The organism is Bradyrhizobium sp. Ken01 (genome assembly GCF_055807355.1).
In genome coordinates this window covers 108,649-132,669 of sequence record NZ_JBVVPC010000010.1, presented here as the reverse complement: position 1 = coordinate 132,669, position 24,021 = coordinate 108,649, and the positions used below count along the sequence as shown (strand labels likewise).

Sequence of the window (24,021 nt, the reverse complement as noted above, 5' to 3'; positions counted from 1 at the left end):
CTCTCTCCGTTCCCTCCCCCCTTGTGGGGGAGGGGCAGGGAGGGGGGGGGGTCACACGGGGATTCTATCGGTAGCGCCCCCGCCCCTGGTGCATCACCAACAACGGCACCTTTTCCTGGGCTACCCCTCTCCCTAACCCTCCCCCACAAGGGGGGAGGGAACGCACTTCCATTGCGGCGCCAGTTGAGTCTCGTCCCGTCGGGCCTCAACCACTCCCGTTCCGCTTCAAGATCATCTCCATCGCCTCGGCAAAACCGTCCTGCTCGTTTGTCGCGGTAACGTGGGTGGCCTGGTCCTTGACGTTGTCGGCCGCATTGCCCATCGCGATCGAGACGCCGCTGACGCGGAACATCGCGAGGTCGTTCTGCATGTCGCCGATGGTGGCCACTGCGTCCGTTGAAATGCCGAGACGCTTGGCCATGGCTTGCACGAAGGTGCCCTTGTCGAAGCCGGGCGGGGTGATGTCGAGGTAGTAGGTCTGCGAGCGCACCGCCATCGCCTCGCTGCCGAGCGCCTTCTGCATCGCCTTCTCGCAGGCTTCGAGGCCCGCCGCATCGGCGCTGGCGCCGACGATCTTGCAGGCACTCGCGAGATACGGTGAAAAGTCCGCGACGATGGTGGGATCGGAGCGGATGGTGTGCTGCTCGTGAGCGACGTATTGGCCATCAGGCCTGTCGATCAGCCATTTGTCGGTGGTGAACAGCCAGATATCGGCGCCGAAGTCCCGGAGAATTTGCAAGCTTCGCTCGGCCGCGCTGGCCGGGATGAGATGCTGCTCGACCGGATTCATCTCGGGGTCGACGATCGAGGAGCCGTTGAACGGGCCGACCGGCAGCCAGAGCGCCAGCGGCTCGATCAGGAACCGCATGCCGATCGCGGGGCGGCTCGACGTAATCGTGAAGCCGATGCCGGCCTGGTGCAAACGCTGCACCGCGGACCTCGCGCGGTCGGTCAGCGTCTTGTCCTTGGTCAGCAGCGTGCCGTCGACGTCGGAGACGACGAGCGAGATTTTTGTCATGGCAGAACCTTGGGTATTGCGCCGCCCAGCTTCAATTGTCGCAAGACGCCGTCCACGATTGCCTCGACGGATTCGTCGATCGAGACGGTGATCACGTGCTCGCCGGCCTCCGGCGGCTCCAGCGTGTCGAACTGGCTCGTCAGCAGGCCGGGCGGCATGAAGTGCCCCTTGCGTTGCGCGAGGCGGGCGGCGATCAACTCCTTCGTACCCCTCAGGAATATGAAGCGGACGTCGTCGCGTCCGCGCAGGAGCACGTCACGATAAGTGTGCTTCAGCGCCGAGCAGGCAATGATGATTTGCCCGCCGTTGTCGCAGACCCGCGCGATCTCGTCGGCAATGGCGTTGAGCCAGGGCCAGCGGTCCTCGTCGGTGAGGGGATGGCCAGCCCGCATCTTCTCGACATTGCTGGCGGGATGAAAGCTGTCTCCGTCCTCGAATCGCCAGCCGAGGCGCTCGCCGAGCGCTTTTGCAACCGTACTCTTGCCCGAGCCCGACACGCCCATCACGATCAATGCACAAGGTGCTTCAACGCCCGCCACGAATTCCCTCCGGAAGCGCGGCCTGGTCGACCAGCCAGACGGTCTCGCCATTAGAGCGCGCGCGTACAGCCGGCAGAGTCTCGCCATTGAGCAGGCGCGTCAAGATCGGCTGCTTGTCATGCCCCGCTATCTCGAACAGCATTTCGCGGCAGGACGCCAGCGCGGGCAGGGTGAGCGTGACCCGCGGCACGAAGGGGGCAACATTGGCCTTGGGGACGCCGACCACCCAGCGCCCGGTCTCCTCGATCGCGGGGTAGCCCGGGAAGAGCGAAGCGGTGTGGCCGTCGGGACCTGCGCCCATCAAAACCATGTCGAACAGCGGCCGTGCGGGATCCAGGCTTGCAGCGCCGTAGAAAGCCTGCAGCTCGCGCGCATAGGCCTCGGCGCTCTGATCGGGGGTGTCAGCCGTCGTCGGGATCGGGTGAACATGGCCGGAGGGCGCGTTGCGATCGAGAAAGGTCGCGCGCGCGACCGCCATGTTGTTGAGGGGATCGCTTTCGGGCACGAAGCGCTCGTCACCGATGAACCAGTGCACGCGCTCCCACGGGATCTTTTCGCGCCAGGCCTCGCTGCCCAGTAGCTGGTAGAGCCTCTTTGGGCTGGAGCCGCCGGTCAGGCAGATCGCAATGCGCCCGGGATTAGCCGCGATTCGCGCCATCACCCGCTCGGCCGCGGCCCGCGCGAGTGAATCGACGTCGGGCTCGACGATCAGCTTCGGCTGTCCGGCCGTCGCCGTCACGTAAACTTCCGCCAGCTTCGGCCGTCGCGCCGCAGCAACTCGTCGGCGCAGGCCGGGCCGTCGCTGCCGGCCTCATAGGTCTCGATGCCGTTGGTGCCTTCACTCTTCCAGGCGTCCAGGAACGGCTGCACGGCCTGCCATCCGGCTTCGATGCCGTCGGCGCGTTGGAACAGGATGTTGTCGCCGATCATGCAGTCGTAGATCAGCGTCTCGTAGCCGGTCGAGGGATCGGCCCGAAAATAGTCGCCGTAGCGGAACTTCATCTCCACGCCGTCGATGGTGATGCTCGGCCCCGGAATCTTGGCGTTGAACTGAAGCTCGATGGTCTCGGTCGGCGCGATGCCGATGGTGAGAAAGTTCTGCGACAGGCGATCGACGGCTGTGCCTGAGAACATCGACAGCGGCGCCTGCTTGAACTTGATGGCCACTTCCGTGCGCTTGTGGCCGAGCGCCTTGCCGGTCCGCAGATAGAACGGCACGCCGGCCCAGCGCCAATTGTCGATCATCAGCTTCAGCGCGACAAAGGTCTCCGTGGTGCTGCCGGGCCTGACATCCTCGGTCTTGCGATAGTCGATGATCTCGTCGTCGCCGATGCGCCCCGCGAGATATTGCGCGCGGACCGAATTCCTCAGCGCGTCCTCGTGGCCCGGCTGCTGGATCGAGCTGAGCACTTCGGCCTTTTCGGAACGCACGGAATGCGCGTCGAAGCGGGCGGGCGGCTCCATCGCCACCAGCGACATCAACTGGAACAGATGGTTCGGCACCATGTCCCGCAACGCGCCGGTGGCATCGTAGAAGCCACCGCGATGGCCGACGCCGAGCTTCTCCGCCACGGTGATCTGGACGTGGTCGATATGGTTGCGATTCCAGATCGGCTCGAACATACCGTTGGCAAAGCGCAGCACCAGAATGTTCTGCACCGTCTCCTTGCCGAGATAGTGGTCGATCCGGTAGATCTGGTGCTCCTCCATCATCTTCAGCAGCTCTGCATTCAGCGCCTTGGCCGAGGCAAGGTCGGTGCCGAACGGCTTCTCGATCACCAGCCGTCGCCAGGCGCCGTTCTCCTTCATCATGCCGGTGCGGCCGAGCTCGCGCGCGGTCGGTGCGAATGCGGCGGGCGGCGTCGCCAGATAGAACAAGCGGTTGCCGCCGGTGTCCTGTGCGCATTCCAGCGAATCCAGATGCTCGCGCAGGCGATCAAACGAGGGCGGATCCTTTGCGTCGGCCTCGACGAAGGTCACGCATTCCAGCAGCCTTTTAGCGACGTCGTCGTCCACGGGCCGGGTTGCGAACTGGCGCAGGCCCTTCATCAGGCCGTCGCGCAGCTCGTCGTCCGACTGGCTCCTGCGGGCGACGCCGACCACGCAGAACTTTTCCGGTAACAGATGCTCGGCCGCCAGATTGTAGAGCGACGGCATCACCAGCCGATGGGTGAGGTCGCCGGTGACACCAAAGATGACGAAGGCGCAATTTTCCGGCTTGCGCTTGGCTTGCGGGTCTTTTGTCACGAATGATCGGCCTTGGCTCTGTTACCTGTTACTTCGGCTTTTTACTTCAGCTTCTTATTTCGGCTTCGACGCGCCCGGCTGTTTCGGCTCCTTGTGGCCGCCGAATCCCGCACGCATCGCGGAGAGAATTTTTTCGGCGAAGGTGTGTTCCTTGCGGGACCGGAAACGCGCGTAGAGCGCCGCGGTCAGGACTTCAGCCGGCACCGCCTCGTCGATCGCGGCATTGACGGTCCAGCGTCCTTCGCCGGAATCCTCGACGAAGCCGGAATATTCCGCCAACGCCGGGCTGTCGGCCAGTGCCGTCGAGGTGAGGTCGAGCAGCCAGGACGGGATCACGCTGCCGCGCCGCCAGACTTCTGCGATGTCGGCGAGATCGAAATCGTAACGATGATCCGCCGGCAAGGCCTCGATGTTGGCGTTCTTGAGGATGTCAAAACCTTCGGCATAGGCCTGCATCAAGCCGTATTCGATGCCATTGTGGATCATCTTGACGAAATGCCCGGCGCCGACCGGGCCGGCATGGATGTAGCCCTGCTCGATGCGGGGATCGCGCCCCTCACGTCCCTCCGTGCGTGGAATGTCGCCGGCGCCGGGCGCGAGCGCGGCGAAGATCGGATCGAGCCGATCGACCACCTGTTTCTCGCCGCCGATCATCATGCAATAGCCACGGTCGAGGCCCCAGACGCCGCCGGAGGTGCCGACGTCGACATAGTGGATGCCGCGCTCCTTCAGCGCCTTGCCGCGGCGGACGTCGTCCTGCCAGAACGTGTTGCCGCCGTCGATGATGACGTCGCCTTCCTGCATCGCGCCCGCGATCGTGTCGATCGTGGTCTCGGTGATGTGGCCGGCCGGCAGCATCACCCAGGCCGTGCGCGGCCGCTCCAGTTTCGCAATGAACTCTTCGAGCGTCGCCGAGCCGACGGCGCCGTCTGCGGCAAGGCCCGCGACGGCCCTGGCGTCCTTGTCGTAGACCACGGTCGAGTGGCCGTGGCGCATCAGCCGGCGAACGATGTTGCCGCCCATCCGGCCGAGGCCGATCATGCCGAGTTGCATTTGAGAAATTCCCTTAGTTCAGTGCGTCGTTGAGCGCCGCATTGAGCGCCGCGAGACCCTTCTTGAGCCCGCCCTTCAGGTGGACCCGCAGCGCGCGCCGGCCGCGCTCGGTGAGCACGTCGAAATCGCCGCGCGCCTGCGCGGCCTTGATGACGCCAAAGCTCGCCTTCTGGCCCGGCACCGGCAGGTCCCTCGCATCGTCGGCGGTGATCTGGAGGAACACGCCGCTGTCGGGGCCGCCCTTGTAGGCTTGCCCTGTGGAGTGCAGGAAACGCGGGCCGAACTCGGCGCAGGTTGCGACATGTCGCTTCTCGCGCACTTCGAGCCGCATGGCCTGGAGTGCGTCGATCGTCGCCTTGTCGCGGGCGATGTAGCCGAGCAGGGCGACATAATCGCCATGGTTGGAGCGCGACAGATGCGCCTTCAGCCATGAGGTGAGGTCGCCGTTGGCGCCGGCCGCGCGCAGGGCCGTAGCGTTGGCCTCGTCGGTGTAGAGATCGGCCTCATCCGTGCTGACGACCGGCTGCTCCGCGGGCAGCGCGCCGGTCTTTTCGAACGAGGCGGTGAGCTCCCGGGTCTTGATCTTGGCGGCTTCCACGTCCGGCTGGTCGAACGGGTTGATGCCGAGGATGCTGCCCGCCACCGCCGTTGCCATCTCGAAGCGGAAGAACTCCTGGCCGAGATGGTCGATCGACTTCATCACGATGCGCACGACAGGATGGCCGGCCGCCTCGATCGCCGCAAGCTGCGAGTCATGGGCGGCGTCCGCTTCGCCCTCGATACGGATGTCGATGAAGAGCCGGTCATTGCCGTAGACCGCTGGCTCGCCCAGCGGCTCGCCGTCGATCGGGATCAGGCCCTTGCCGTCCTTGCCGGTCGATTCCGCGATGAGCTGCTCGGCCCAGGCGCCGAAATCGGCGATCTTCCTCGACGACAGGATCGTCACCTTGTCGCGGCCTTCGAGCGCTGCATGGCCCATGGCAAGGCCAAGCTGCACGCCGGGGTTCTCACTTGGTGGCACGTCCGGTCCGCAGGAGCGGGCCATCGCAAGCGCGTGCTTGATGAAGGTCTTGATATCGATGCCCGCGGTTGCCGCCGGCACCAGGCCGAACGGCGAGAGCACCGAATAGCGCCCGCCGATGGAGGGCTCGCCGTGGAAGATGCGCGCATAGCTCAGCGTCTTCGCCGCCTTCTCCAGCGACGATCCGGGATCGGTGACCGCGATGAAGCGATGGCCGGTCTTGACCTTCGGCCCGACCGCCTGCGCAACGCGCTCGTGGAAATAATCCTTCATCGCATTCGGTTCGGTGGTGCCGCCGGATTTGCTGGAAACGATGAACACGGTGTTTGCGATGTCGATCCTGGCCTCCATTGCCCGCACCTGCGCCGGATCGGTGGAATCCAGCACGTGCAGCTTCGGGAACCCGGGCTTCTTGCCGAAGGTCTCGGCCAGCACCTCCGGCCCGAGGCTTGAGCCGCCCATGCCGAGCACGACGGCGTCGGAGAATTTCTGGCCTTTCACGCGGCTGGCATAATCCTCGTAATCGGCGGCGTCGGCCTTGGCGGCGCTGTCGAGCCAGCCGAGCCATTTGTCCTCGTCGGTGCCGGTCCAGACCGATTTGTCGCGCTGCCACAGCCTACGGATCTTGGCTGACGCGCGCCATTCCTCGGTGCTCTCAGCCACGGCCTTGCCGAGCCCGTCGCCGAGCGAGAGCAGCTGGCGGTCGATCGCGGGCCCGAGCACCGTGGCGCGCTTGTGGGCGACCGCGCCATAGAGCTTGTCGGCGGCGTCGGCAAACTGCTTGACGCCGTCCTTGACGAGTTCCTCTGTGATGGCATCGAGCGACACGCCGGAGCGCTCCAGCTCCTCCAGCACGCGCCTGGCGTCGTCGACATTCTCTTCCAGGCTGTCGCGCGGCTTGCCGTGGTCGCGGAACGCATCCAGCGTCGCCGGCGGCACTGTGTTGATGGTGTCGGGGCCGATCAATTCCTCGACATAGAGGACGTCGCTGTAATCCTTGTTCTTGGTGCCGGTCGAGGCCCACAGCATGCGCTGCGGTTTGGCGCCCTTGGCTGCGAGCTTGTCCCAGCGGGGACCCGAGAACAGGCGCTTGTAATCTTGATAGGCGACCTTCGCATTGGCGATCGCGACCTTGCCCTTCAGCGCGGCGAGCCGTTCCTTCTCGCTCGGGTCGTTGGCGCGGGCGATCTTCTCGTCGAGCTGCTTGTCGACCACCGAGTCGATGCGGCTGACGAAAAAGCTCGCCACGCTCGCCACGTGCGAGGGGTCGCCGCCACCTGCGACGTATGTCTCCAGACCGGCGAGATAGGCCTCGGCAACCTGCAGATAGACGTCCCTGGAGAACAGCAGCGTGATGTTAATGCTGATGCCGTCGCCGATCAGGGTTTCGATCGCCGGCAGGCCCTCAGGCGTTGCCGGCACCTTCACCATCAGGTTCTTGCGGTTGACGTCCTTCCAGAGCCGCCGCGCCTCTGTGACCGTTTCACCCGTGTCCATCGCCAGATAGGGCGAGACTTCCAGGCTGACATAGCCGTCGCCCCCCTTGAGGCGGTCGTAGACCGGGCGCAGCACGTCGGCGGCGTTCTGGATGTCCTCGACCGCGACGGCCTCGAACAGGTCGGCGACCGACCGGTCGCCGCGCTTCAACGCCTTGCCGATCGGCGCGTCGTACTCGTCCGAGCTGCCGATCGCTTTCTCGAAGATCGAGGGGTTGGAGGTGACACCCTTGACGCCGTCGGTATCGATCAGCCGCTTGAGGTCGCCCTTGGCGATGAAGCCACGGGCCAGGAAGTCCAGCCAGACGGCTTGTCCGTGCTTTTCCAGTTCTTTGACGGGATTCATGATGCTAATTTATCTCCAAGCCTGCGGGCGAGGGGTTTCCGCGCCGGTCCTGACGCGCTATCCTCTAGCTTACATGCTTCCTTGAGGGAACCAATCAAGGGTATGGGCGTCATATCCTCCAGTGTAACTCCGTCGCGATCGTGGCGATCCGCGTAGAGGGAGCCGAGTTGCGTAAAAGGTCGTTGGCCGTGAGGAATCGGCCAAGCCTTGTTGTGTAACGCCAGCTGCCTCGCCTCGCCGCTAGCGGCTGCGCGGAGTACTCATCAGCGGATTCCGGTCCGCCTGATGCATCGTGGCTCGGTCGCGAATGGCCATGCTGGGGGAAAGCATGCAAGCACATCATGACCGTCTGGCGCTCGCTGTCACAGACATGCCCCAGCCGGTCACGTCGGCCGGATGCGTCGATGCGTCCCACGATCTCGAAATCGGTCCATGTACGACCCAACTGCGATTGCTGGTCGTAGCGGGCTTCGCAATGACGCTGCTCAGCGCAACGCTCGCCTTGGGCTGGTGGAACGCTTTTGGCGATTACGACACGACGCTCGGCTGTGCCGGCGTGGTGGCATTCGCCGTCATGACCGGTCGGCTGATCTGGATGCTCCCCGCCGAGCGGGGATCGGTGGTGATCGTCACCCCCTACGGCATTCGCGACCTCCGCATCGGCAATGAATTTCTGCTGTGGGACTCGATCGCAGAGATTTCGGCTGAACAACGCCGCGGGCGCAAGGTGATCGTGCTGACGCCGACGCCGGCCTTGCAGCGGCAGCTTTGCAGCATCCGCGGCTTGGCCCGCGGTGTGACGGACGATCGCATCGTCATCCGGTCGGAGGGCCTGGCGACCGATTTTGATACACTGCTGCGCGCTTGCCGCGACTGTCACGCCGCCGGCGGTCCGCGCACCGCATTGCAGCAGGAAGATGAACGCGGCACCCAAGGCTTCGCCGTACAAGCGTCATAAGATCGCCGTTCGCAGACGGCTATGATGCGGCGCCGGATGAACGCATCCCCGGTAATGCCCGGATGTTGCGAGCGAGTGACATTTTCTGGAAATGAGCCAATATAGACAAAGATTCGCTCAAATATCAGGCAGGTGCCTGTTCGTAACTCACCCTGTGCCTACGTTGTGCGTTGCGCCGAGAAGGCGCCCGGGTGTCGAATGATCGTCATGTGCTCACGCTGATTCGAGAGTGGCGCTAAGGAACGGTCCGGTCGCTGCTTTCGTTCAATTGTGTAGCGGAACTCACGCGGAGAGGGATCATGTACAACGATTCTCTATTCAACGCTTTCGCTAAGTCGTTCGAGGCGAGAAGCCAACACGACATGTCGATGGCGGAATATCTGGAATCGTGTCGAAGCGATCCCATGAAATACGCGAACGCGGCCGAACGACTGCTAGCAGCGATCGGTGAGCCCCAGACGATTGACACGGCCAAGGACCCACGCCTTGGCCGTATTTTTTTGAACCGCACGATCCGCACCTATCCGGCCTTCGCCGGCTTCTACGGCATGGAAGAAACCATCGAGCGCATCGTTGGTTTCTTCCGTCACGCGGCGCAGGGCCTCGAAGAGCGCAAGCAGATCCTGTATCTGCTCGGTCCGGTCGGCGGTGGCAAATCCTCGCTCGCCGAGCGGCTCAAGTCGCTGATGGAAGTGCATCCGATCTACGTGCTCAAGGCCGGCGACGAGCTCTCGCCCGTGTTCGAAAGCCCGCTCAGCCTGTTCGATCCGGATCAGCTCGGCCCGATGCTGGAAGAGAAATACGGCATTCCGCGCCGCCGTCTCACCGGCCTGATGAGCCCGTGGTGCTACAAGCGGCTGGAAGCCTTCGGCGGCGACATTTCCCAGTTTCGGGTCGCAAAAATCCAGCCGTCACGGCTGCGCCAGATCGCGATCGCCAAGACCGAGCCGGGTGACGAGAACAACCAGGACATCTCCTCGCTTGTCGGCAAGGTCGACATCCGCAAGCTCGAAACCTACGCGCAGAACGATCCCGACGCCTACAGCTATTCCGGCGGCCTCAACCGCGCCAACCAGGGCGTGCTCGAGTTCGTCGAGATGTTCAAGGCGCCGATCAAGATGCTGCACCCGCTGCTCACCGCGACGCAGGAAGGCAACTACATCGGCACCGAGAACATAGGCGCGATCCCGTTCACCGGCGTCATCCTCGCGCACTCCAACGAAGCCGAGTGGTCGAGCTTCAAGGCCAACAAGAACAACGAGGCCTTCATCGACCGCATCTGCGTGATCAAGGTGCCTTATTGCCTGCGGATCACGGAAGAGCAGAAGATCTACGAGAAACTGATCCAGGGCTCCGAGCTCGCGGCAGCGCCTTGCGCGCCCGCGACGCTGGAAACGCTGGCGCGGTTCTCGGTGATGTCGCGCCTGCGCAAGCACGAAAATTCCACGACCTACGCCAAGATGAGGGTCTACGACGGCGAGAGCCTGAAGGAGACCGATCCGAAGGCGCGCAGCGTCCAGGAATATCGCGATGCCGCCGGCGTCGACGAGGGCATGGACGGTGTTTCCACCCGCTTTGCCTTCAAGATCCTGGCTGCGACCTTCAACCACGATCCGCAGGAAGTCGCCGCCGACGCCGTGCATCTGATGTACGCGCTGGAGCAATCGATCAAGCGCGAGCAGCTGCCCGAGGAAGTCGAGAAGCGCTACCTCGAATTCATCAAGGCCGACCTTGCACCGCGTTATGCCGAGTTCATCGGCAACGAGATCCAGAAGGCTTATCTCGAATCCTACTCGGATTACGGCCAGAACCTGTTCGACCGCTACGTGGACTACGCCGATGCCTGGATCGAGGACCAGGATTTCAAGGATGCCGATACCGGCCAGCTGCTGGATCGCGAACTCTTGAACCAGGAATTGACCAAGATCGAGAAGCCGGCGGGCATCGCCAACCCGAAGGATTTCCGCAACGAGGTGGTCAAATTCTCGTTACGGTCGCGCGCCCAGAACGGTGGCAAGAATCCGACCTGGATCTCCTACGAGAAGATTCGCGATGTGATCGAAAAGCGGATATTCTCCCAGGTCGAGGACCTGCTTCCGGTCATCTCCTTCGGGTCGAAGAAGGACGGCGAGACGGAGAAGAAGCACGGCGAGTTCGTCGCACGCATGGTGGAGCGCGGCTACACCGAGCGTCAGGTTCGCCGGCTCGTCGAATGGTACATGCGCGTGAAGCAGGCCGGTTGAGGCGGATGGAAAAGTGCCGATTCACATTATTGACAGGCGCCTGAATCCGGGCGGCAAGAGTCTCGAGAACCGGCAGCGGTTCTTGCGTCGGGCCAAATCCCTGGTGCAGGGCGCCGTCAAGAAGACCTCGCAGGAACGGGACATCAAGGACGTCCTGGAGGGTGGAGAGGTCACGATTCCGCTCGACGGCATGCACGAGCCGCGTTTCCGCCGCGACGGCGGAACGCGCGACATGGTGTTGCCCGGGAACAAGAAGTTCATCGAGGGTGACTACCTCCAGCGCTCCGGCCAGGGCAGCGCCAAGGATTCCGGTCCGGGCGAAGGCGACAGCGAGGACGCCTTCCGCTTCGTGCTCAGCCGCGACGAATTCGTCGATCTCTTCCTCGATGATCTCGAACTTCCCGATCTCGCCAAGCGCAAGATCGCGCACACCGAGAGCGAGGGCATCCAGCGCGCCGGCTACACCACGTCGGGCTCGCCCTCCAACATCTCGGTGAGCCGGACGGTTCGGCGCGCGATGGCGCGCCGTATCGCGCTCAAGCGTCCCAGCAAGGAGGAGATCGAAGAACTCGAAGCCGCCATCGCCGCCTGCGCGGACGAGGACGAGCGTCTGGTGCTGATGGCCCAGCTCGAAAAACTGAAGGCGAAGTCCAAGCGCATTCCCTTCATCGATCCGCTCGACATCCGCTACCGCCGCTTCGAGACGGTGCCCAAGCCCGTTGCCCAGGCCGTGATGTTCTGCCTGATGGACGTGTCGGGCTCGATGTCCGAGCACATGAAGGATCTCGCCAAGCGCTTCTACATGCTGCTCTACGTGTTCCTGAAGCGCCGCTACAAGCATGTCGACATCGTCTTCATCCGCCACACCGATCGCGCCGAGGAGGTGGACGAGCAGACCTTCTTCTACGGCCCGGCTTCCGGCGGCACGCTGGTCTCCAGCGCGCTGCAGGCCATGCACGAGATCGTGCGCGAACGCTTCAGCCCGTCGGACTGGAATATCTACGCCGCGCAGGCCTCCGACGGCGACAATTCCTATTCCGACGGCGAGCTCGCGGGCATGCTGCTGACCGACAAGATCCTGCCGGTCTGCCAGTTCTTCGCCTATCTCGAGGTCGGCGAGTCCGGCGGCAGCGCCTTCGATCTGTCCGACTCCTCGCTGTGGACCCTCTACGAGCGCCTGCGCAACAGCGGCGCGCCGCTCTCGATGCGCAAGGTCAGCGAGCGCAGCGAGATTTTTCCGGTGTTCCACGATCTGTTCCAGCGCCGCGACACTGCCCAGGAGAAAGCCGCTCCATGACGGAACGCTTGTTCGAAGGCGCCGATTGGGATTTTCACACCTTGCAGCGCATCACGGATGCCTGCGAGGAGTTAGCGACGAAAGATCTCGGGCTCGACGTCTACCCGAACCAGATCGAAGTCATCACCGCCGAGCAGATGCTGGACGCCTATTCGTCGGTCGGCATGCCGCTGTTCTACAAGCATTGGTCGTTCGGAAAGCACTTTGCGTATCACGAGGCCTCATACCGCAAGGGCCTCATGGGTCTTGCCTATGAGATCGTGATCAACTCCTCGCCCTGCATCTCCTACCTGATGGAGGAGAACACGGCGACGATGCAGACCCTGGTGATCGCGCACGCCGCTTTCGGCCACAATCACTTCTTCAAGAACAATTATCTGTTCAAGCAGTGGACCGACGCCGACGGCATCCTGGACTATCTGGATTTCGCCAAGAACTACGTCATGCAATGCGAGGATCGCTACGGCCGCGTCGAGGTCGAGCGCACCCTCGATGCCGCGCATGCGCTGATGTCGCATGGGATCGACCGCTATCCCGGCAAGAAGAAGCTCGATCTCCGCGCCGAAGAGAAGCGGGCAGGGCGCCGCCGCCAGCACGAGGAGGAGGTCTTCAACGACCTCTGGCGCACCGTGCCGGCGGGAAAGAGCAAGACCCGGTCCGCGCTCAGCATCGAACGCCGCCGCAAGCTGCTCGGCCTGCCGCAGGAGAACCTGCTGTATTTCCTCGAGAAGAGCGCGCCGCGGCTGGCGCCATGGCAGCGCGAGCTGTTGCGCATCGTGCGCCACATCGCGCAATATTTCTATCCGCAGAGCCAGACCAAGGTGATGAACGAGGGGACGGCGACCTACGTCCACTATCGCATCATGACCAAGCTGCATCAGCAGGGCCGCATCAGCGACGGCAATTTCCTCGAATTCCTGCAGTCGCACACCAACGTCGTGTTCCAGCCCGAATTCGACGACCAGCGCTTCTCCGGCTTCAACCCCTATGCGCTCGGCTTCGCCATGATGCAGGACATCGAGCGCATCGTGACGCGGCCGGAAGACGAGGACCGCGAGTGGTTCCCGGACATCGCCGGCAAGAATGACGTGATGGGCGTGCTGCGCGACGTCTGGGCCAACTACCGTGATGAAAGCTTCATCGCCCAGTTCCTGAGCCCGAAGCTGATGCGGCACCTCCGCATGTTCCACTTGCATGACGATCCCGAGGAACGCGCCGGCATCCGGGTCGACGCCATCCACGACGAACGCGGCTTCCGCCGCGTCCGGCGCGAGCTGGCACGGCAGCACGATGTCGGCTACATCGACGCGAATATCGAGGTGGTCGACGTCGATCTCTCCGGCGACCGGCGGCTGATCCTGCATCACCATGTCATCAAGGGCGCGCAGCTCAACGAGACCGACGCCAAGCGCGTGCTCCAGCATCTCGCCGATCTCTGGACCTACGACGTCGCACTGATCGAGGTCGACGCCAACGACAAGGTGCTGCGCGAATACGTCGTGAGCCCGCGCCCGATCTCCGCGGTGGCCTGACGCTGCTGACTACCCCTGGCGCTCGATGAGCCTCTACTGGTGCCCCGACGAAGGTGCGTTCCCTCCCCCCTTGTGGGGGAGGGCTAGGGAGAGGGGTAGCCCAGCAAAAGGTGCCAGTCGTCGATGGCGGCGAGCGCTTTGCGCGATGGAGAGAACCCCCGTGTGGCACCCCCCTCCCTGACCCTCCCCCACAAGGGGGGAGGGAACGGAGAGAGTGTTCCACTAGCGCTTTCCAGCCCGCTTCTTCTTGGCTTTCGACGCGTTCAGCTCCACCGCCGCGCGGATCAGCGCCTTCAATGCCTTCTCGTTGATCTTCTCACCTTCGCGAATATCGATCGCGCGGCGCACGTTGCCGTCGAGGCTCGAGTTGAACAGGCCGGCGGGATCGTCCAGCGCCGCGCCCTTGGCAAAGGTCATCTTCACCACGGCCTTGTAGGTCTCGCCGGTACAGATGATGCCGTCGTGCTCCCACACGGGAACGCCGCGCCATTTCCATTCCTCGACGATTTCAGGATCGGCCTCCTTGATCAGGCGGCGGATTCGCCCGAGCATCTCGCCGCGCCAGTCGCCGAGCTCCTTGATCCTGCCGTCGATCATCCTGGAGGGCGAAGCGCCATCCGTTTTCGTCGCGCTGCTGTTTTTCGCGGTCGCGGCCTTCTTCATGTTCACGCCTCTTGTCGGGCGCCGCGGCGGCGACCGAGATAGGGCAGCGCGAACATGTAGAGCCCGGTCGCAAGCAACGGGATCAATGGGACGAAGGCGAGCAAGCCGATCCACGTCGCCTGGACTTGCAGCGTCAGGGCGACGATGTTGGCGATGACGGCAAGCGTGAAAGCGATCGACAGCCAACGATGGATCTGCCGAATCCACATATTTCCGGTCAATGAAACCTCCTCCTGAGATGATCGAATGAAGGCCGGCGGCCGGGCTAGTCTGCCCTTGCCAGCAGCTCGTCCAGCTTGGCGAGAAACTGCTTCCAGCCGGCATGCGCGCCGCCAAAAGCCTGCTTCTGCGTCGGGCTGAAGCCCGCTTGCTCGACGCGCAGATGCGTGCCTGCGCCCGTCGGGGTCAGTGTGAAGGTCACGACGCTCTTGAGATCGAACGCCGCGTCCTCATGCGAGAAATTCCAGGTGTAGGCGAGCGTCTTCTGCGGCTCGATGGTGAGGACCTCGCAGTCCAGCACGCCGCCCCACTCGCCGCGAAGGTTGAAGCGGTGGCCCACGTTCGGCTTGAAGTCGTTCTTCATCAGCCATTCCTCGATCAAATGCGGCTGCGTCAGCGCGCGCCAGATCCGCTCGGCGGGAAAGGCAAATTCGCGTTCGACGACGACAGATCGGGTTTCGGCCGCGGATTCGTTCATTGGTCCATCCTCTTCAGGAGATCGTCGAGCGCGTCGAGCCGGTTCTGCCAGAATCCGGCCATCTGGCTGGTCCAGTCGATCAACGGATTGAGCGCGCCGGGCTGGGCGCTGTAATGCGTCTGCCGCCCTTGATGCCGGTCCCGCACGAGGCCAGCCTGCTTCAGCGCGCCGAGATGTTTCGAGACCGCCGGCTGGGACACGCCCGACAGTGCTGTCAGTGCCCCGACCGTCTGTTCGCCCTCGCGGCACAATCGCTCGAAGATCGCCCGACGCGTGGGGTCGGCGAGCGTCCTGAACAAAAGGTCGTGGGCGGTGGCGGGCATATATCCATAACCTGTAAGTTATGGATGCATTCATAACCGTGGAGTTATGGGTAAGTCAAGTGGGAAGCGGATTGGTGTGGGAAGTGATCCCGCAAACTCCTCTTACCTCTCCCGCTTGCGGGGAGAGGTCGGCGCGCAGCGCCGGGTGAGGGCTCTCTCCACTTGGGGGTTCTCGATTGCTGAGACACCCTCTCCCCGACCCTCCCCCGCAAGCCGGGGAGGGAGCGCACCACTTTCGCTGCTACCTACGGCCGCAGATAGAGATAGCCCTGCGACTGGAGCTCGGCCAAACGGACCACGCCGCCCTTCTCCGCGCTGACGAAGCCCGGCAGGAGATCCGCGAGCGTGACGTTCTGCGCCTTCATCGTGTTGCCGCAGGCGGCAAGCTCCACGCCATCCTTGGAGAAGTCGCCGACGCGCTTGCTGATGTCAGGATTGGCCTGCGCCGAATGAAACGCCTTCAGCGCCGGTCCGTGGATCACCAGCGCAATCGTCACATGCTCGGGGCCGCCGACGCCTTCGATATGGTTCTGGATGTTGCCGAGGACGAAGTTGACCTTCTCGGCATCGCTCAGATGATAGACCACCTTCAGCTTGTTGCCCGTGCCGGCGTCCGTCGCGGCCTCGGTCGCGGCGTTGGCGCTGGAGGCGCCAAGCGCCGCGCCCATGCCTGAGATGGCGCTCCACAAGATGTTCCGGCGGTTCATGACGATCTCCCCCGATTGCGCCGGACACATATCATTTGTGGCGGAGCGCGGCGAGTTCCTTGCGGTCGGTCACGAGCGAGGCGCATTCCTTGTTGTCCGTTCGATCTAGGCGGAAAATCCCGTCATCGGCCCCGGCGACCAGTGACAGTTCGGCATCCTCATCCGGCTTGTTGTTCTGCCAGACCCTGACTCGCGCCAGCCGCACGATCGCCGATTTGTCGTCCTTCGAGAGCGCAACGCCGATGCCGCCGCCCTCGCAGTCGACGCCGCAACCGAGGCGGATTTCGGTGCCGTCCTTGGTGATCACGGCGTGATGACAGGAGCCGCTGGAGTCGAAATCGCCGGAGCGGTGACGATATCTGAATCCCAGGCGAAAGGAGTTGTGGAGCTGCTTGTCTTCCCCGTCCAATTCCGCCGAGATCAGCAGCTTCATCGAAGCGACCTTCTGCTTCGGATGGCGCGCCAGATGCTCGGCATCGTAGCGCCGCACGAAGCAGGCATAGGCCTTGTTGTTGGGTGAGCCGGCATACATGCGCGCGTTGAAGGTCTCGGCTTCGGCCTTGCTGGCCTCGCGGATATCGTCGGCCTCCTCAGCATGAGCGGTGCCCCCGACCGCGGCAAGGAAGACGGCAGCAACGAGAAAAAGCTTCATGATGGCCTCGCCTGCAGCAGCTGAGCTGTACGCTGTAGACGCGGCCCGGGTGCGATGCGTTCAACGTCCGCACATCTGACAGGATCATCGCACGGCGCAGCGAGGTGATCAGTTCCACGCCGGGCTTTAGTCATCGGTGGGGTCATGAAGGTTCATTCGACGTGACGCCTTCGCCTTTCGGAACCTGACGCCCTGCGGTTCTTACGACATTACCCGACGTCATCGATGTGATAGCCTTCACAGACGATCGCCTCTGGCGGTCGTAGGCTGGGGCCTGCCTTGTAAGTTTGTGGAGTCCCCCGCAATGGGCGAAATTCGCAACTTCAGATCCGGGAATGACGAGCCGCCTTCACAAGGCCCTATGCCTCGTCGTCTCGCGGCCATCATTGTCGGTGACATCGCGTCCTACAGCCGCCTGATGCAGGCCGACGAGGAGGGCACGCACGTCCGCGTCAAGCGGATCGAGCGGGATCTCATCCAGCCCAGCATCGTCGAGCACCACGGAAGTCTGGTGAAGACGACGGGTGATGGCTTCATCGCCATTTTCGACAGCCCGGTCGAGGCCGTGCGATGCAGCATCGTCATCCAGCAGAATCTCATCGGCCGCAACGCCTCGCTTCCGAAGGAGACCCGGATCGAGTACCGGATTGGTGTCAATCTCGGTGACGTCATCGTGGAGCCGGATGACGTCTACGGCGATGGTGTCAACATCGCGACGCGGATCGAGGGCATCGCCGAGCCAGGCCAGGTCTTTATCTCCGGCGCGATCTACGAGCAGATCAAGCACAAGGTCGTGTGCGGTTACGAGTCGCTCGGTGATCGCAAAGTCAAGAACATCACCGATCCCGTGCGCGTCTATAAAGTGCTGCCGGATGCAGACGCGGTCGGCAGGACGCGGGGGCGGCGCGAGAATGCTCTGATCTTTCTCCTGGGTATCACGCTGTCGGTGATGGCCGCCGGCGTGCTGTGGTATCTGCTGGCTCAGACACCGGGCAGGGTGGGCGAGCAGGCTGCCGTCACTACCGTTTCTCCTAACGCTTCTCCTGCCGCATCGCCAAGCCCGCAGCCTCCGCCGCGCGAAGCGGCGCCGCAGACGCCGCAGCCTTCTCCCTCCTCGGCTTCGTCATCTCCGTCGCCCGCTGCCGCGCCAAGTCAATCGGCAAGTCAATCGCCAATCCCCGTCCGCGAACCCGAGATGGTCGCCATTCGAGGCGGCAGCTTTGCTATGGGCAGCAACGACGACCCGACCGAGCGTCCCGTCCATCAGGTGACGGTCAAGCCGTTCTCGATCGGCAAATATCCGGTGACCGTGCAGGAATGGAACGAGTGCGCCGCTGCAAAGGCGTGCGGCTTCACGGCCATCGGCAAGGACGATGCGCCGGTCGGCAATGTGAGCTGGACCGACGCGCAGCAATATGCGGCCTATCTCGCTCAGGCAACGAAGAAGACCTATCGGCTTCCGAGCGAAGCCGAATGGGAATATGCCGCGCGGGGCGGAACGCAGACCAAATATTGGTGGGGCGACAAGCTGCAGCCGGGCATGGCCGGTTGCAAGGATTGCGGTGATCTCGCGGCCGAGCAGCCCGCGAAGGTCGGCAGCTTCAGGCCTAATCCGTTCGGGCTCCACGACATGGGCGGCGGTGTCGATCAATGGGTCGAGGACTGCTGGCACAAGACCTATCAGGGCGCGCCCACCGACGGCTCGGCATGGAGCAGCGGGGACTGCAGCGCTCATGTCCTGCGCTCGGGCTCCTGGAAGAACGATTCGAGATATGTGCGGCCGTCCAACCGCGACGGCTACGACACAAATGTTCGTTATCCGACGCACGGATTCCGCGTGGCGCTCAGTCCTTAAGTGGTGGAGTTGGTTTGATGCAGATCCTTCGTTGCGCCGCACTGGCAGCGGCGCTCGCATTGCTCCCGGGGGCAGCCTTTTCGCAAGGCAAGGCAGCGCCCAAGGACGCAAAGCTCTATTTCATCACCCCGCATGACGGCCAGAAGGTCCGCGGCGGATTCTGGGTCCGGTTCGGCTTGCGCAACATGGGAGTGACCCATGCAGGCGACGAGTATCAGAACGCCGGCCATCATCATTTGCTGATCGACGTCAACGACCCGATCGATCCCAAGGAGCCGATCCTGCAGGACAAGTCGCATCTGCATTTCGGGGCAGGGCAGACCGAAACGCTGCTCGAGCTTCCGCCCGGGACGCATACGCTTCAACTCGTGCTGGGCGATGCCAAGCACTATCCGTTCGAGCCGCCCATCGTCTCGGAGAAGATCACCATACGCGTCCGGCAGCCGGCCGCGGCGCGGTAGGCGATCACCGCAGGCTGGCGTTGAACTTGTCCAGCAGCGCCGAGCCCGGGCAGAGCGTGTCCGCTTCCAGCGTGTTGAGCGGCGTATCGACCGTGTTGAGATGCTCGTGCAGATCTTCCGCGTCGGGATCGACGTAGAGCAGGCCGGTGACGATCTGTCCCTTTGCGGCGTGCTTTTGCAGGAAGGTCTGGGCGCCGAGCCGGTCGTGCGGATCGTAGTCGGCGTCGATCTTGCGCAGCGCGATCCTGCTGCCGTCATGTTGTTCGACCATTTGCACCGTGCCCGGTGCGTAGTCCACCGCAATCGGATCGCGGCCGACCAGCACGTCGAGCCGGTTCACCGCGTCATTGTGCTCGCGGACATAGTCGAAGCTCTTGGTCGAGCCGGCGTGGTTGTTGAAGGCGATGCAGGGGCTGATGACGTCGATGAACGATGCGCCCTTGTGGCGGATCGCGGCCGCGATCAGCGGCACGAGCTGGGTCTTGTCGCCGGAGAACGAGCGCGCGACGAAAGTCGCCCCTAGCTGCAGCGCGATGGCGACGAGGTCGATGGCGTTGTCGGTGTTGGTGACGCCCTTCTTGGACTTCGAGCCGCGGTCGGCGGTGGCCGAGAACTGGCCCTTGGTCAGGCCGTAGACGCCGTTGTTCTCGACGATATAGGTCATGTTGACGCCGCGCCGGATCGAATGCGCGAACTGGCCGAAGCCGATCGAGGCGGAATCGCCGTCCCCGGAGACACCGAGATAGATCAGGTCGCGATTGGCGAGATTGGCGCCGGTCAGCACGCTGGGCATGCGGCCGTGCACGGAGTTGAAGCCGTGCGAATTGCCGAGGAAATAGTCCGGCGTCTTCGACGAGCAGCCGATGCCCGAGATCTTGGCGACCCGGTGCGGCTCGATCGAGAGCTCATAGCAGGCCTCGATGATCGAGGCCGTGATCGAGTCGTGGCCGCAGCCGGCGCACAGCGTCGAGATCTTGCCCTCGTAGTCGCGATGGGTGTAGCCGAGCTCGTTCTTCTTGAGGCCCGGATGGTGGAATTTCGGCTTTGCAATGTAGGTCATGCGAGCACCTGCAATCCCAGCCGCGTCATGGCCGGGCTTGACCCGGCCATCCACGTCTTGGCGGCAAGGAAGGAAGGCGTGGATGCCCGGGCATAGGCGAGCGGAAGCGACGCCGTCCTTCGGACGGCTATGCCCGGGCATGACGAAGGAAAGAGTAAAGCGTAGGTCATGACACGGCCTTGCGGAGCGGGGTCACCTTGAGGTGATCCTGGTGGTCGCCAATGGCTTTTGCGATGAAGCGGGCGGTGATCGGCGAGCCGTCGTAGTGCACGATCGGCACCAGCCGTACCGGGTCGATGCCGTTCTCGTTGACGATGAGCTGGCGCAGCTGGCTGTCGCGGTTCTGCTCGACCACGTAGACGAAATCGTGCTCGGCGAGGAAGCTCGCCACGCTGGAGTGGAACGGGAAGGCGCGGATGCGCAGGCGATCGAGCTGATGGCCTCGTGCCTCAAGCAATCCGATCGCCTCGTCCATCGCCGGCGTGGTCGAGCCGAAATAGATTACGCCGTATTTGGTCGGCCGTTCCGCATTGGCCTGGAGCGGTCGCGGTACCAGATCCTGCGCGGTCTCGAACTTGCGCATCAGCCGCTGCATGTTGTCGGCGTAGACCGAGCCTTCTTCGGAGTAACGCGCATAGCGGTCACGCGACGTGCCGCGGGTAAAAAAGGAGCCCTTGGTCGGATGCGTGCCGGGATAGGTTCGGTACGGGATGCCGTCGCCGTCGACGTCGAGATAGCGGCCGAAATCGCGGCCTTCATCCAGCATCGCCGCGGTCATCACCTTGCCGCGGTCATATTGCCTGGCATCGTCCCATTTCAGCGGACGGCAGAGCCGGTGGTTCATGCCGATGTCGAGGTCGAGCATCAGGAAGATGGTGGTCTGGAGCCGCTCGGCGAGATCGAAAGCCGCGGCCGCGAACTCGAACGCCTCGGCGGGATCTTCCGGGAACAGCAGCACATGCTTGGTGTCGCCATGCGAAGCATAGGCGCAGGCGATGATGTCGCATTGCTGGGTACGGGTCGGCATGCCGGTCGAGGGACCGGCGCGCTGGATGTTCATGATCACGGCCGGGATTTCGGCGAAATACGACAGGCCAATGAACTCGGTCATTAGCGAGATGCCGGGGCCGGAGGTCGCGGTGAAGGCGCGTGCGCCGTTCCAGGAGGCGCCGATCACGATGCCGATCGAAGCCAGCTCGTCCTCGCCCTGCACGATGGCGTATTTCGCCTTGCCGGTTTCCGGATCGTGCCGGTACTTCTTGCAATGCGCGGTGAAAGCCTCCGCCACCGACGAGGACGGCGTGATCGGATACCAGGCGCACACTGTGGCGCCGCCATAGACGGCGCCGAGCGCGGCGGCGCTGTTGCCCTCGATGAAGATGCGGTCGCCGACCTTGTCGGACTTCCTTACCCGAAGCCCGGTCGGGCATTTCAAATTCTGCAGCGCCCAGTCGCGGCCGAGATGCAGCGCGTGGACATTGGACGAGAGCAGCTTCTCCTTGCCCTTGTACTGCTCGCCGATCAGCTGCTCGATCAGCTTCGGGTCCATGTCGAGCAGCGCCGAGAGCGCGCCGAGATAGATGATGTTCTTGAACAGCTGGCGCTGGCGCGGATCGGTGTAGGTCGAGTTGGTGATCGCGGTCAGGGGGACGCCGATCACGGTGATGTCGTCGCGGAATTTCGTCGACGGCATCGGCTTGGTGGAATCGTAGAACAGATAGCCGCCGGGCTCGATGCCGGCGACGTCCTTGTCCCAGGTCTGCGGGTTCATGGCGACCATCATGTCGACGCCGCCGCGGGCGCCGAGATGGCCGTCTTCGGTCACCCGCACCTCGTACCAGGTCGGCAGGCCCTGGATGTTGGACGGGAAGATGTTACGGGGGCTCACCGGAACGCCATGGCGCAGGATCGCGCGCGCAAACATCTCGTTGGCGCTGGCCGAGCCCGATCCGTTGACGTTGGCGAAGCGGACGACGAAGTCGTTTACGCTGCTGATCGGCTTTTTGTCGGACATGTCGAACCCGCTTGAGTCATCTCGATCAAATATTTCTGCATGTCCCAGGCGCCGGTGGGACAACGCTCGGCGCACAGCCCGCAATGGAGGCAGACGTCCTCGTCCTTCACCATCACGCGCCCGGTCTTGAGATCAGAGGACACGTAGAGGTCCTGGTCGGGATGCAGTGACGGCGCCTTCAGGCGCTGGCGCAGATCGGTTTCATCGCCATTCTCCGTGAAGGTGATGCAATCCATCGGGCAGATGTCGACGCAGGCATCGCACTCGATGCAGAGCGAGGTCGAGAACACGGTCTGGACGTCGCAGTTCAGGCAGCGATGGGCCTCGCCGAGCGCCAGCTTGACGTCGTAGCCAAGCTCGACCTCGGTGCGGATGTCCTTCAGCGCGATCACCTTGTCGCGATGCGGCACCTTGTAGCGCTTGTCGTTGGAGATGTCGTTGTCATAGCTCCATTCGTGGATGCCCATCTTCTGCGAGGAGATGTGCACCTCCGGCAATGGCCGCTCGGTGACGTCCTCGCCCGAGAGCATTTTGTGGATCGACAGCGCGGCGTCATGGCCCTGCGCCACCGCCCAGATGATGTTCTTCGGCCCGAAGGCGGCGTCGCCGCCGAAGAACACTTTTGGATTGGTGGATACGAACGTCTTCGGATCGACCTTGGGCATGTGCCATTTGTCAAACTCGATGCCGCAGTCCTGCTCGATCCAGGGGAAGGCGTTCTCCTGGCCGACCGCGACCAGCACGTCGTCGCATTCGATGGTCTGGTCCGGCTCGCCCGACGGCACAAGGTTGCGGCGGCCCTTGGCGTCGTATTCGGCCTTCACTTTCTGGAAGGTGATGCCGGTGAGCTTGCCATTGTCGTGAACGAAGGCTGTGGGCACAAGGAAGTTGAGGATCGGGATGTCCTCGTGGAGCGCGTCTTCCTTCTCCCAGGGCGAGGCCTTCATTTCCTCGAAGCCGGAGCGCACGACGACCTTAACCTCTTCGCCGCCGAGGCGGCGCGCGGTGCGGCAGCAATCCATCGCGGTGTTGCCGCCGCCGAGTACGACGACGCGCTTGCCGATCTTGTCGGTATGGCCGAACGAGACCGAGGACAACCAGTCGATGCCGATATGGACGTTGGCGGCTGCTTCCTTGCGCCCGGGAATGTCGAGCTCGCGGCCGCGCGGTGCGCCGGAGCCGACGAAGATCGCGTCGTACTTCTCCGCGAGCAGCGCCTTCATGCTCTCGATGCGGCGGCCGCCCTTGAAGTCGACGCCGAGATTCAGGATGTAGCCGGTCTCCTCGTCGATGACCGAGTCGGGCAGGCGGAATTTCGGGATCTGCGAGCGCATCATGCCGCCGGCTTTCGGATCGGCGTCGAACACGGTGCAGTGATAGCCGAGCGGCGCGAGATCGCGCGCCACCGTCAGCGAAGCGGGACCGCCGCCGACGAAGGCAACACGCTTGCCGTTCTTGGCCGCGGGCCGCGGCAGGCGTTGCGTGATGTCATCCTTGAAGTCGGCGGCGACGCGCTTCAGGCGGCAGATCGCGACCGGGGTATCCTCGACGCGTCCGCGGCGGCACGCCGGCTCACATGGACGGTCGCAGGTGCGTCCCAGAATTCCGGGAAACACGTTCGATTTCCAGTTGATCATATAGGCGTCGCTGTAGCGGCCTTGGGCGATCAGTCGGATGTATTCGGGAACGGGAGTGTGCGCAGGACAGGCCCATTGGCAATCGACCACTTTGTGAAAGTAGTCGGGGGCCGCAATATCGGTCGGTTTCATTCCTACCCTGTCCGCGCAGGCTCAAAGACCCGGCGGCCTTTTCTTGAGCTTGCGAACGCTAACGCGCGGC

Annotated in this window: 21 protein-coding genes; 6 read left to right on the top strand and 15 right to left on the bottom strand. The window is 63.5% G+C overall.

What is annotated here, in order from left to right:
* Positions 1–205: 205 nt before the first annotated feature.
* The 6 genes from AC0L3S_RS13045 to AC0L3S_RS13020 are packed head-to-tail and all read right to left on the bottom strand — an operon-like array spanning position 206 to position 7,720.
* Entirely contained in the window at positions 206–1,018 is an 813-nt protein-coding gene (locus tag AC0L3S_RS13045; protein ID WP_473279345.1) for an HAD family hydrolase, read from the bottom strand.
* Entirely contained in the window at positions 1,015–1,557 is a 543-nt protein-coding gene (locus tag AC0L3S_RS13040) for a gluconokinase (RefSeq protein WP_473263575.1), read from the bottom strand. The genes AC0L3S_RS13045 and AC0L3S_RS13040 overlap by 4 nt, the downstream gene beginning before the upstream one ends.
* Positions 1,544–2,296, bottom strand: a complete 753-nt coding sequence (pgl, locus tag AC0L3S_RS13035) for a 6-phosphogluconolactonase (protein ID WP_473263574.1) — start codon at positions 2,294–2,296, stop codon at positions 1,544–1,546. Before pgl ends, AC0L3S_RS13040 begins: the two co-directional genes overlap by 14 nt.
* On the bottom strand, positions 2,293–3,804 hold the full coding sequence (gene zwf / locus AC0L3S_RS13030; RefSeq protein WP_473279344.1) for a glucose-6-phosphate dehydrogenase: 1,512 nt from the start codon (positions 3,802–3,804) through the stop codon (positions 2,293–2,295). Before zwf ends, pgl begins: the two co-directional genes overlap by 4 nt.
* Before the next feature lie 54 nt (positions 3,805–3,858).
* The gene (gene gnd / locus AC0L3S_RS13025) at positions 3,859–4,857 is read right to left on the bottom strand and encodes a phosphogluconate dehydrogenase (NAD(+)-dependent, decarboxylating) (RefSeq protein ID WP_473263572.1); all 999 of its coding nucleotides are present in this window, start codon (positions 4,855–4,857) and stop codon (positions 3,859–3,861) included.
* Between the two features lie 13 nt (positions 4,858–4,870).
* Positions 4,871–7,720, bottom strand: coding sequence for a bifunctional transaldolase/phosoglucose isomerase (locus AC0L3S_RS13020; protein ID WP_473279343.1), 2,850 nt, complete (start codon positions 7,718–7,720; stop codon positions 4,871–4,873).
* 307 nt (positions 7,721–8,027) lie between these two features.
* Between AC0L3S_RS13020 and AC0L3S_RS13015 the strand changes: the two genes are divergently transcribed.
* From AC0L3S_RS13015 to AC0L3S_RS13000, 4 genes are all read left to right on the top strand, one after another.
* The gene (locus tag AC0L3S_RS13015) at positions 8,028–8,678 is read left to right on the top strand and encodes a hypothetical protein (protein ID WP_473279342.1); all 651 of its coding nucleotides are present in this window, start codon (positions 8,028–8,030) and stop codon (positions 8,676–8,678) included.
* Between the two features lie 299 nt (positions 8,679–8,977).
* Entirely contained in the window at positions 8,978–10,921 is a 1,944-nt protein-coding gene (locus AC0L3S_RS13010) for a PrkA family serine protein kinase (protein WP_473263569.1), read from the top strand.
* A gap of 19 nt (positions 10,922–10,940) precedes the next feature.
* A complete protein-coding gene (locus AC0L3S_RS13005; RefSeq protein WP_473279374.1) occupies positions 10,941–12,218 on the top strand; it encodes a YeaH/YhbH family protein in 1,278 nt (425 codons plus the stop codon).
* Positions 12,215–13,750 (top strand): SpoVR family protein, encoded by a 1,536-nt coding sequence (locus AC0L3S_RS13000; RefSeq protein ID WP_473279341.1) that lies wholly within the window; start codon positions 12,215–12,217, stop codon positions 13,748–13,750. The genes AC0L3S_RS13005 and AC0L3S_RS13000 overlap by 4 nt, the downstream gene beginning before the upstream one ends.
* A 222-nt stretch (positions 13,751–13,972) precedes the next feature.
* On the opposite strand, the gene AC0L3S_RS12995 is transcribed toward AC0L3S_RS13000, so the two are convergent.
* The 6 genes from AC0L3S_RS12995 to AC0L3S_RS12970 all read right to left on the bottom strand — a co-directional run bounded on the left by AC0L3S_RS12995 (position 13,973) and on the right by AC0L3S_RS12970 (position 16,792).
* Positions 13,973–14,413: a DUF1801 domain-containing protein gene (locus tag AC0L3S_RS12995; protein ID WP_473279340.1), complete on the bottom strand. Its 441-nt coding sequence runs from the start codon at positions 14,411–14,413 to the stop codon at positions 13,973–13,975.
* A gap of 2 nt (positions 14,414–14,415) precedes the next feature.
* Positions 14,416–14,634, bottom strand: a complete 219-nt coding sequence (locus AC0L3S_RS12990; protein WP_027570573.1) for a hypothetical protein — start codon at positions 14,632–14,634, stop codon at positions 14,416–14,418.
* Positions 14,635–14,678: 44 nt separating this feature from the next.
* Positions 14,679–15,110, bottom strand: a complete 432-nt coding sequence (locus AC0L3S_RS12985; RefSeq protein ID WP_473279339.1) for an SRPBCC family protein — start codon at positions 15,108–15,110, stop codon at positions 14,679–14,681.
* The gene (locus tag AC0L3S_RS12980; protein ID WP_473279338.1) at positions 15,107–15,433 is read right to left on the bottom strand and encodes an ArsR/SmtB family transcription factor; all 327 of its coding nucleotides are present in this window, start codon (positions 15,431–15,433) and stop codon (positions 15,107–15,109) included. Before AC0L3S_RS12980 ends, AC0L3S_RS12985 begins: the two co-directional genes overlap by 4 nt.
* Before the next feature lie 245 nt (positions 15,434–15,678).
* Positions 15,679–16,140 carry a DsrE family protein gene (locus AC0L3S_RS12975; protein ID WP_473279337.1) on the bottom strand — a complete coding sequence of 154 codons (462 nt, stop codon included), beginning with the start codon at positions 16,138–16,140 and terminating at the stop codon, positions 15,679–15,681.
* A gap of 31 nt (positions 16,141–16,171) precedes the next feature.
* Positions 16,172–16,792 carry a hypothetical protein gene (locus AC0L3S_RS12970; RefSeq protein ID WP_473279336.1) on the bottom strand — a complete coding sequence of 207 codons (621 nt, stop codon included), beginning with the start codon at positions 16,790–16,792 and terminating at the stop codon, positions 16,172–16,174.
* Between the two features lie 304 nt (positions 16,793–17,096).
* Here AC0L3S_RS12970 and AC0L3S_RS12965 point away from each other — a divergent pair, with 304 nt between their 5' ends.
* Together AC0L3S_RS12965 and AC0L3S_RS12960 are read left to right on the top strand one after the other, a co-directional pair.
* Positions 17,097–18,647, top strand: coding sequence for an SUMF1/EgtB/PvdO family nonheme iron enzyme (locus AC0L3S_RS12965; protein ID WP_473279335.1), 1,551 nt, complete (start codon positions 17,097–17,099; stop codon positions 18,645–18,647).
* Positions 18,648–18,664: 17 nt separating this feature from the next.
* Positions 18,665–19,108, top strand: a complete 444-nt coding sequence (locus tag AC0L3S_RS12960; RefSeq protein WP_473279334.1) for a DUF4399 domain-containing protein — start codon at positions 18,665–18,667, stop codon at positions 19,106–19,108.
* 4 nt (positions 19,109–19,112) lie between these two features.
* Here AC0L3S_RS12960 and AC0L3S_RS12955 read toward each other — a convergent pair whose 3' ends face one another.
* The 3 genes from AC0L3S_RS12955 to AC0L3S_RS12945 all read right to left on the bottom strand — a co-directional run bounded on the left by AC0L3S_RS12955 (position 19,113) and on the right by AC0L3S_RS12945 (position 23,951).
* Positions 19,113–20,168: a 2-oxoacid:ferredoxin oxidoreductase subunit beta gene (locus tag AC0L3S_RS12955; protein ID WP_473279333.1), complete on the bottom strand. Its 1,056-nt coding sequence runs from the start codon at positions 20,166–20,168 to the stop codon at positions 19,113–19,115.
* Between the two features lie 166 nt (positions 20,169–20,334).
* Entirely contained in the window at positions 20,335–22,182 is a 1,848-nt protein-coding gene (locus AC0L3S_RS12950) for a 2-oxoacid:acceptor oxidoreductase subunit alpha (protein WP_473279332.1), read from the bottom strand.
* Positions 22,152–23,951, bottom strand: coding sequence for an FAD-dependent oxidoreductase (locus tag AC0L3S_RS12945; RefSeq protein ID WP_473279331.1), 1,800 nt, complete (start codon positions 23,949–23,951; stop codon positions 22,152–22,154). The genes AC0L3S_RS12950 and AC0L3S_RS12945 overlap by 31 nt, the downstream gene beginning before the upstream one ends.
* Between the last annotated feature and the right edge of the window lie 70 nt (positions 23,952–24,021).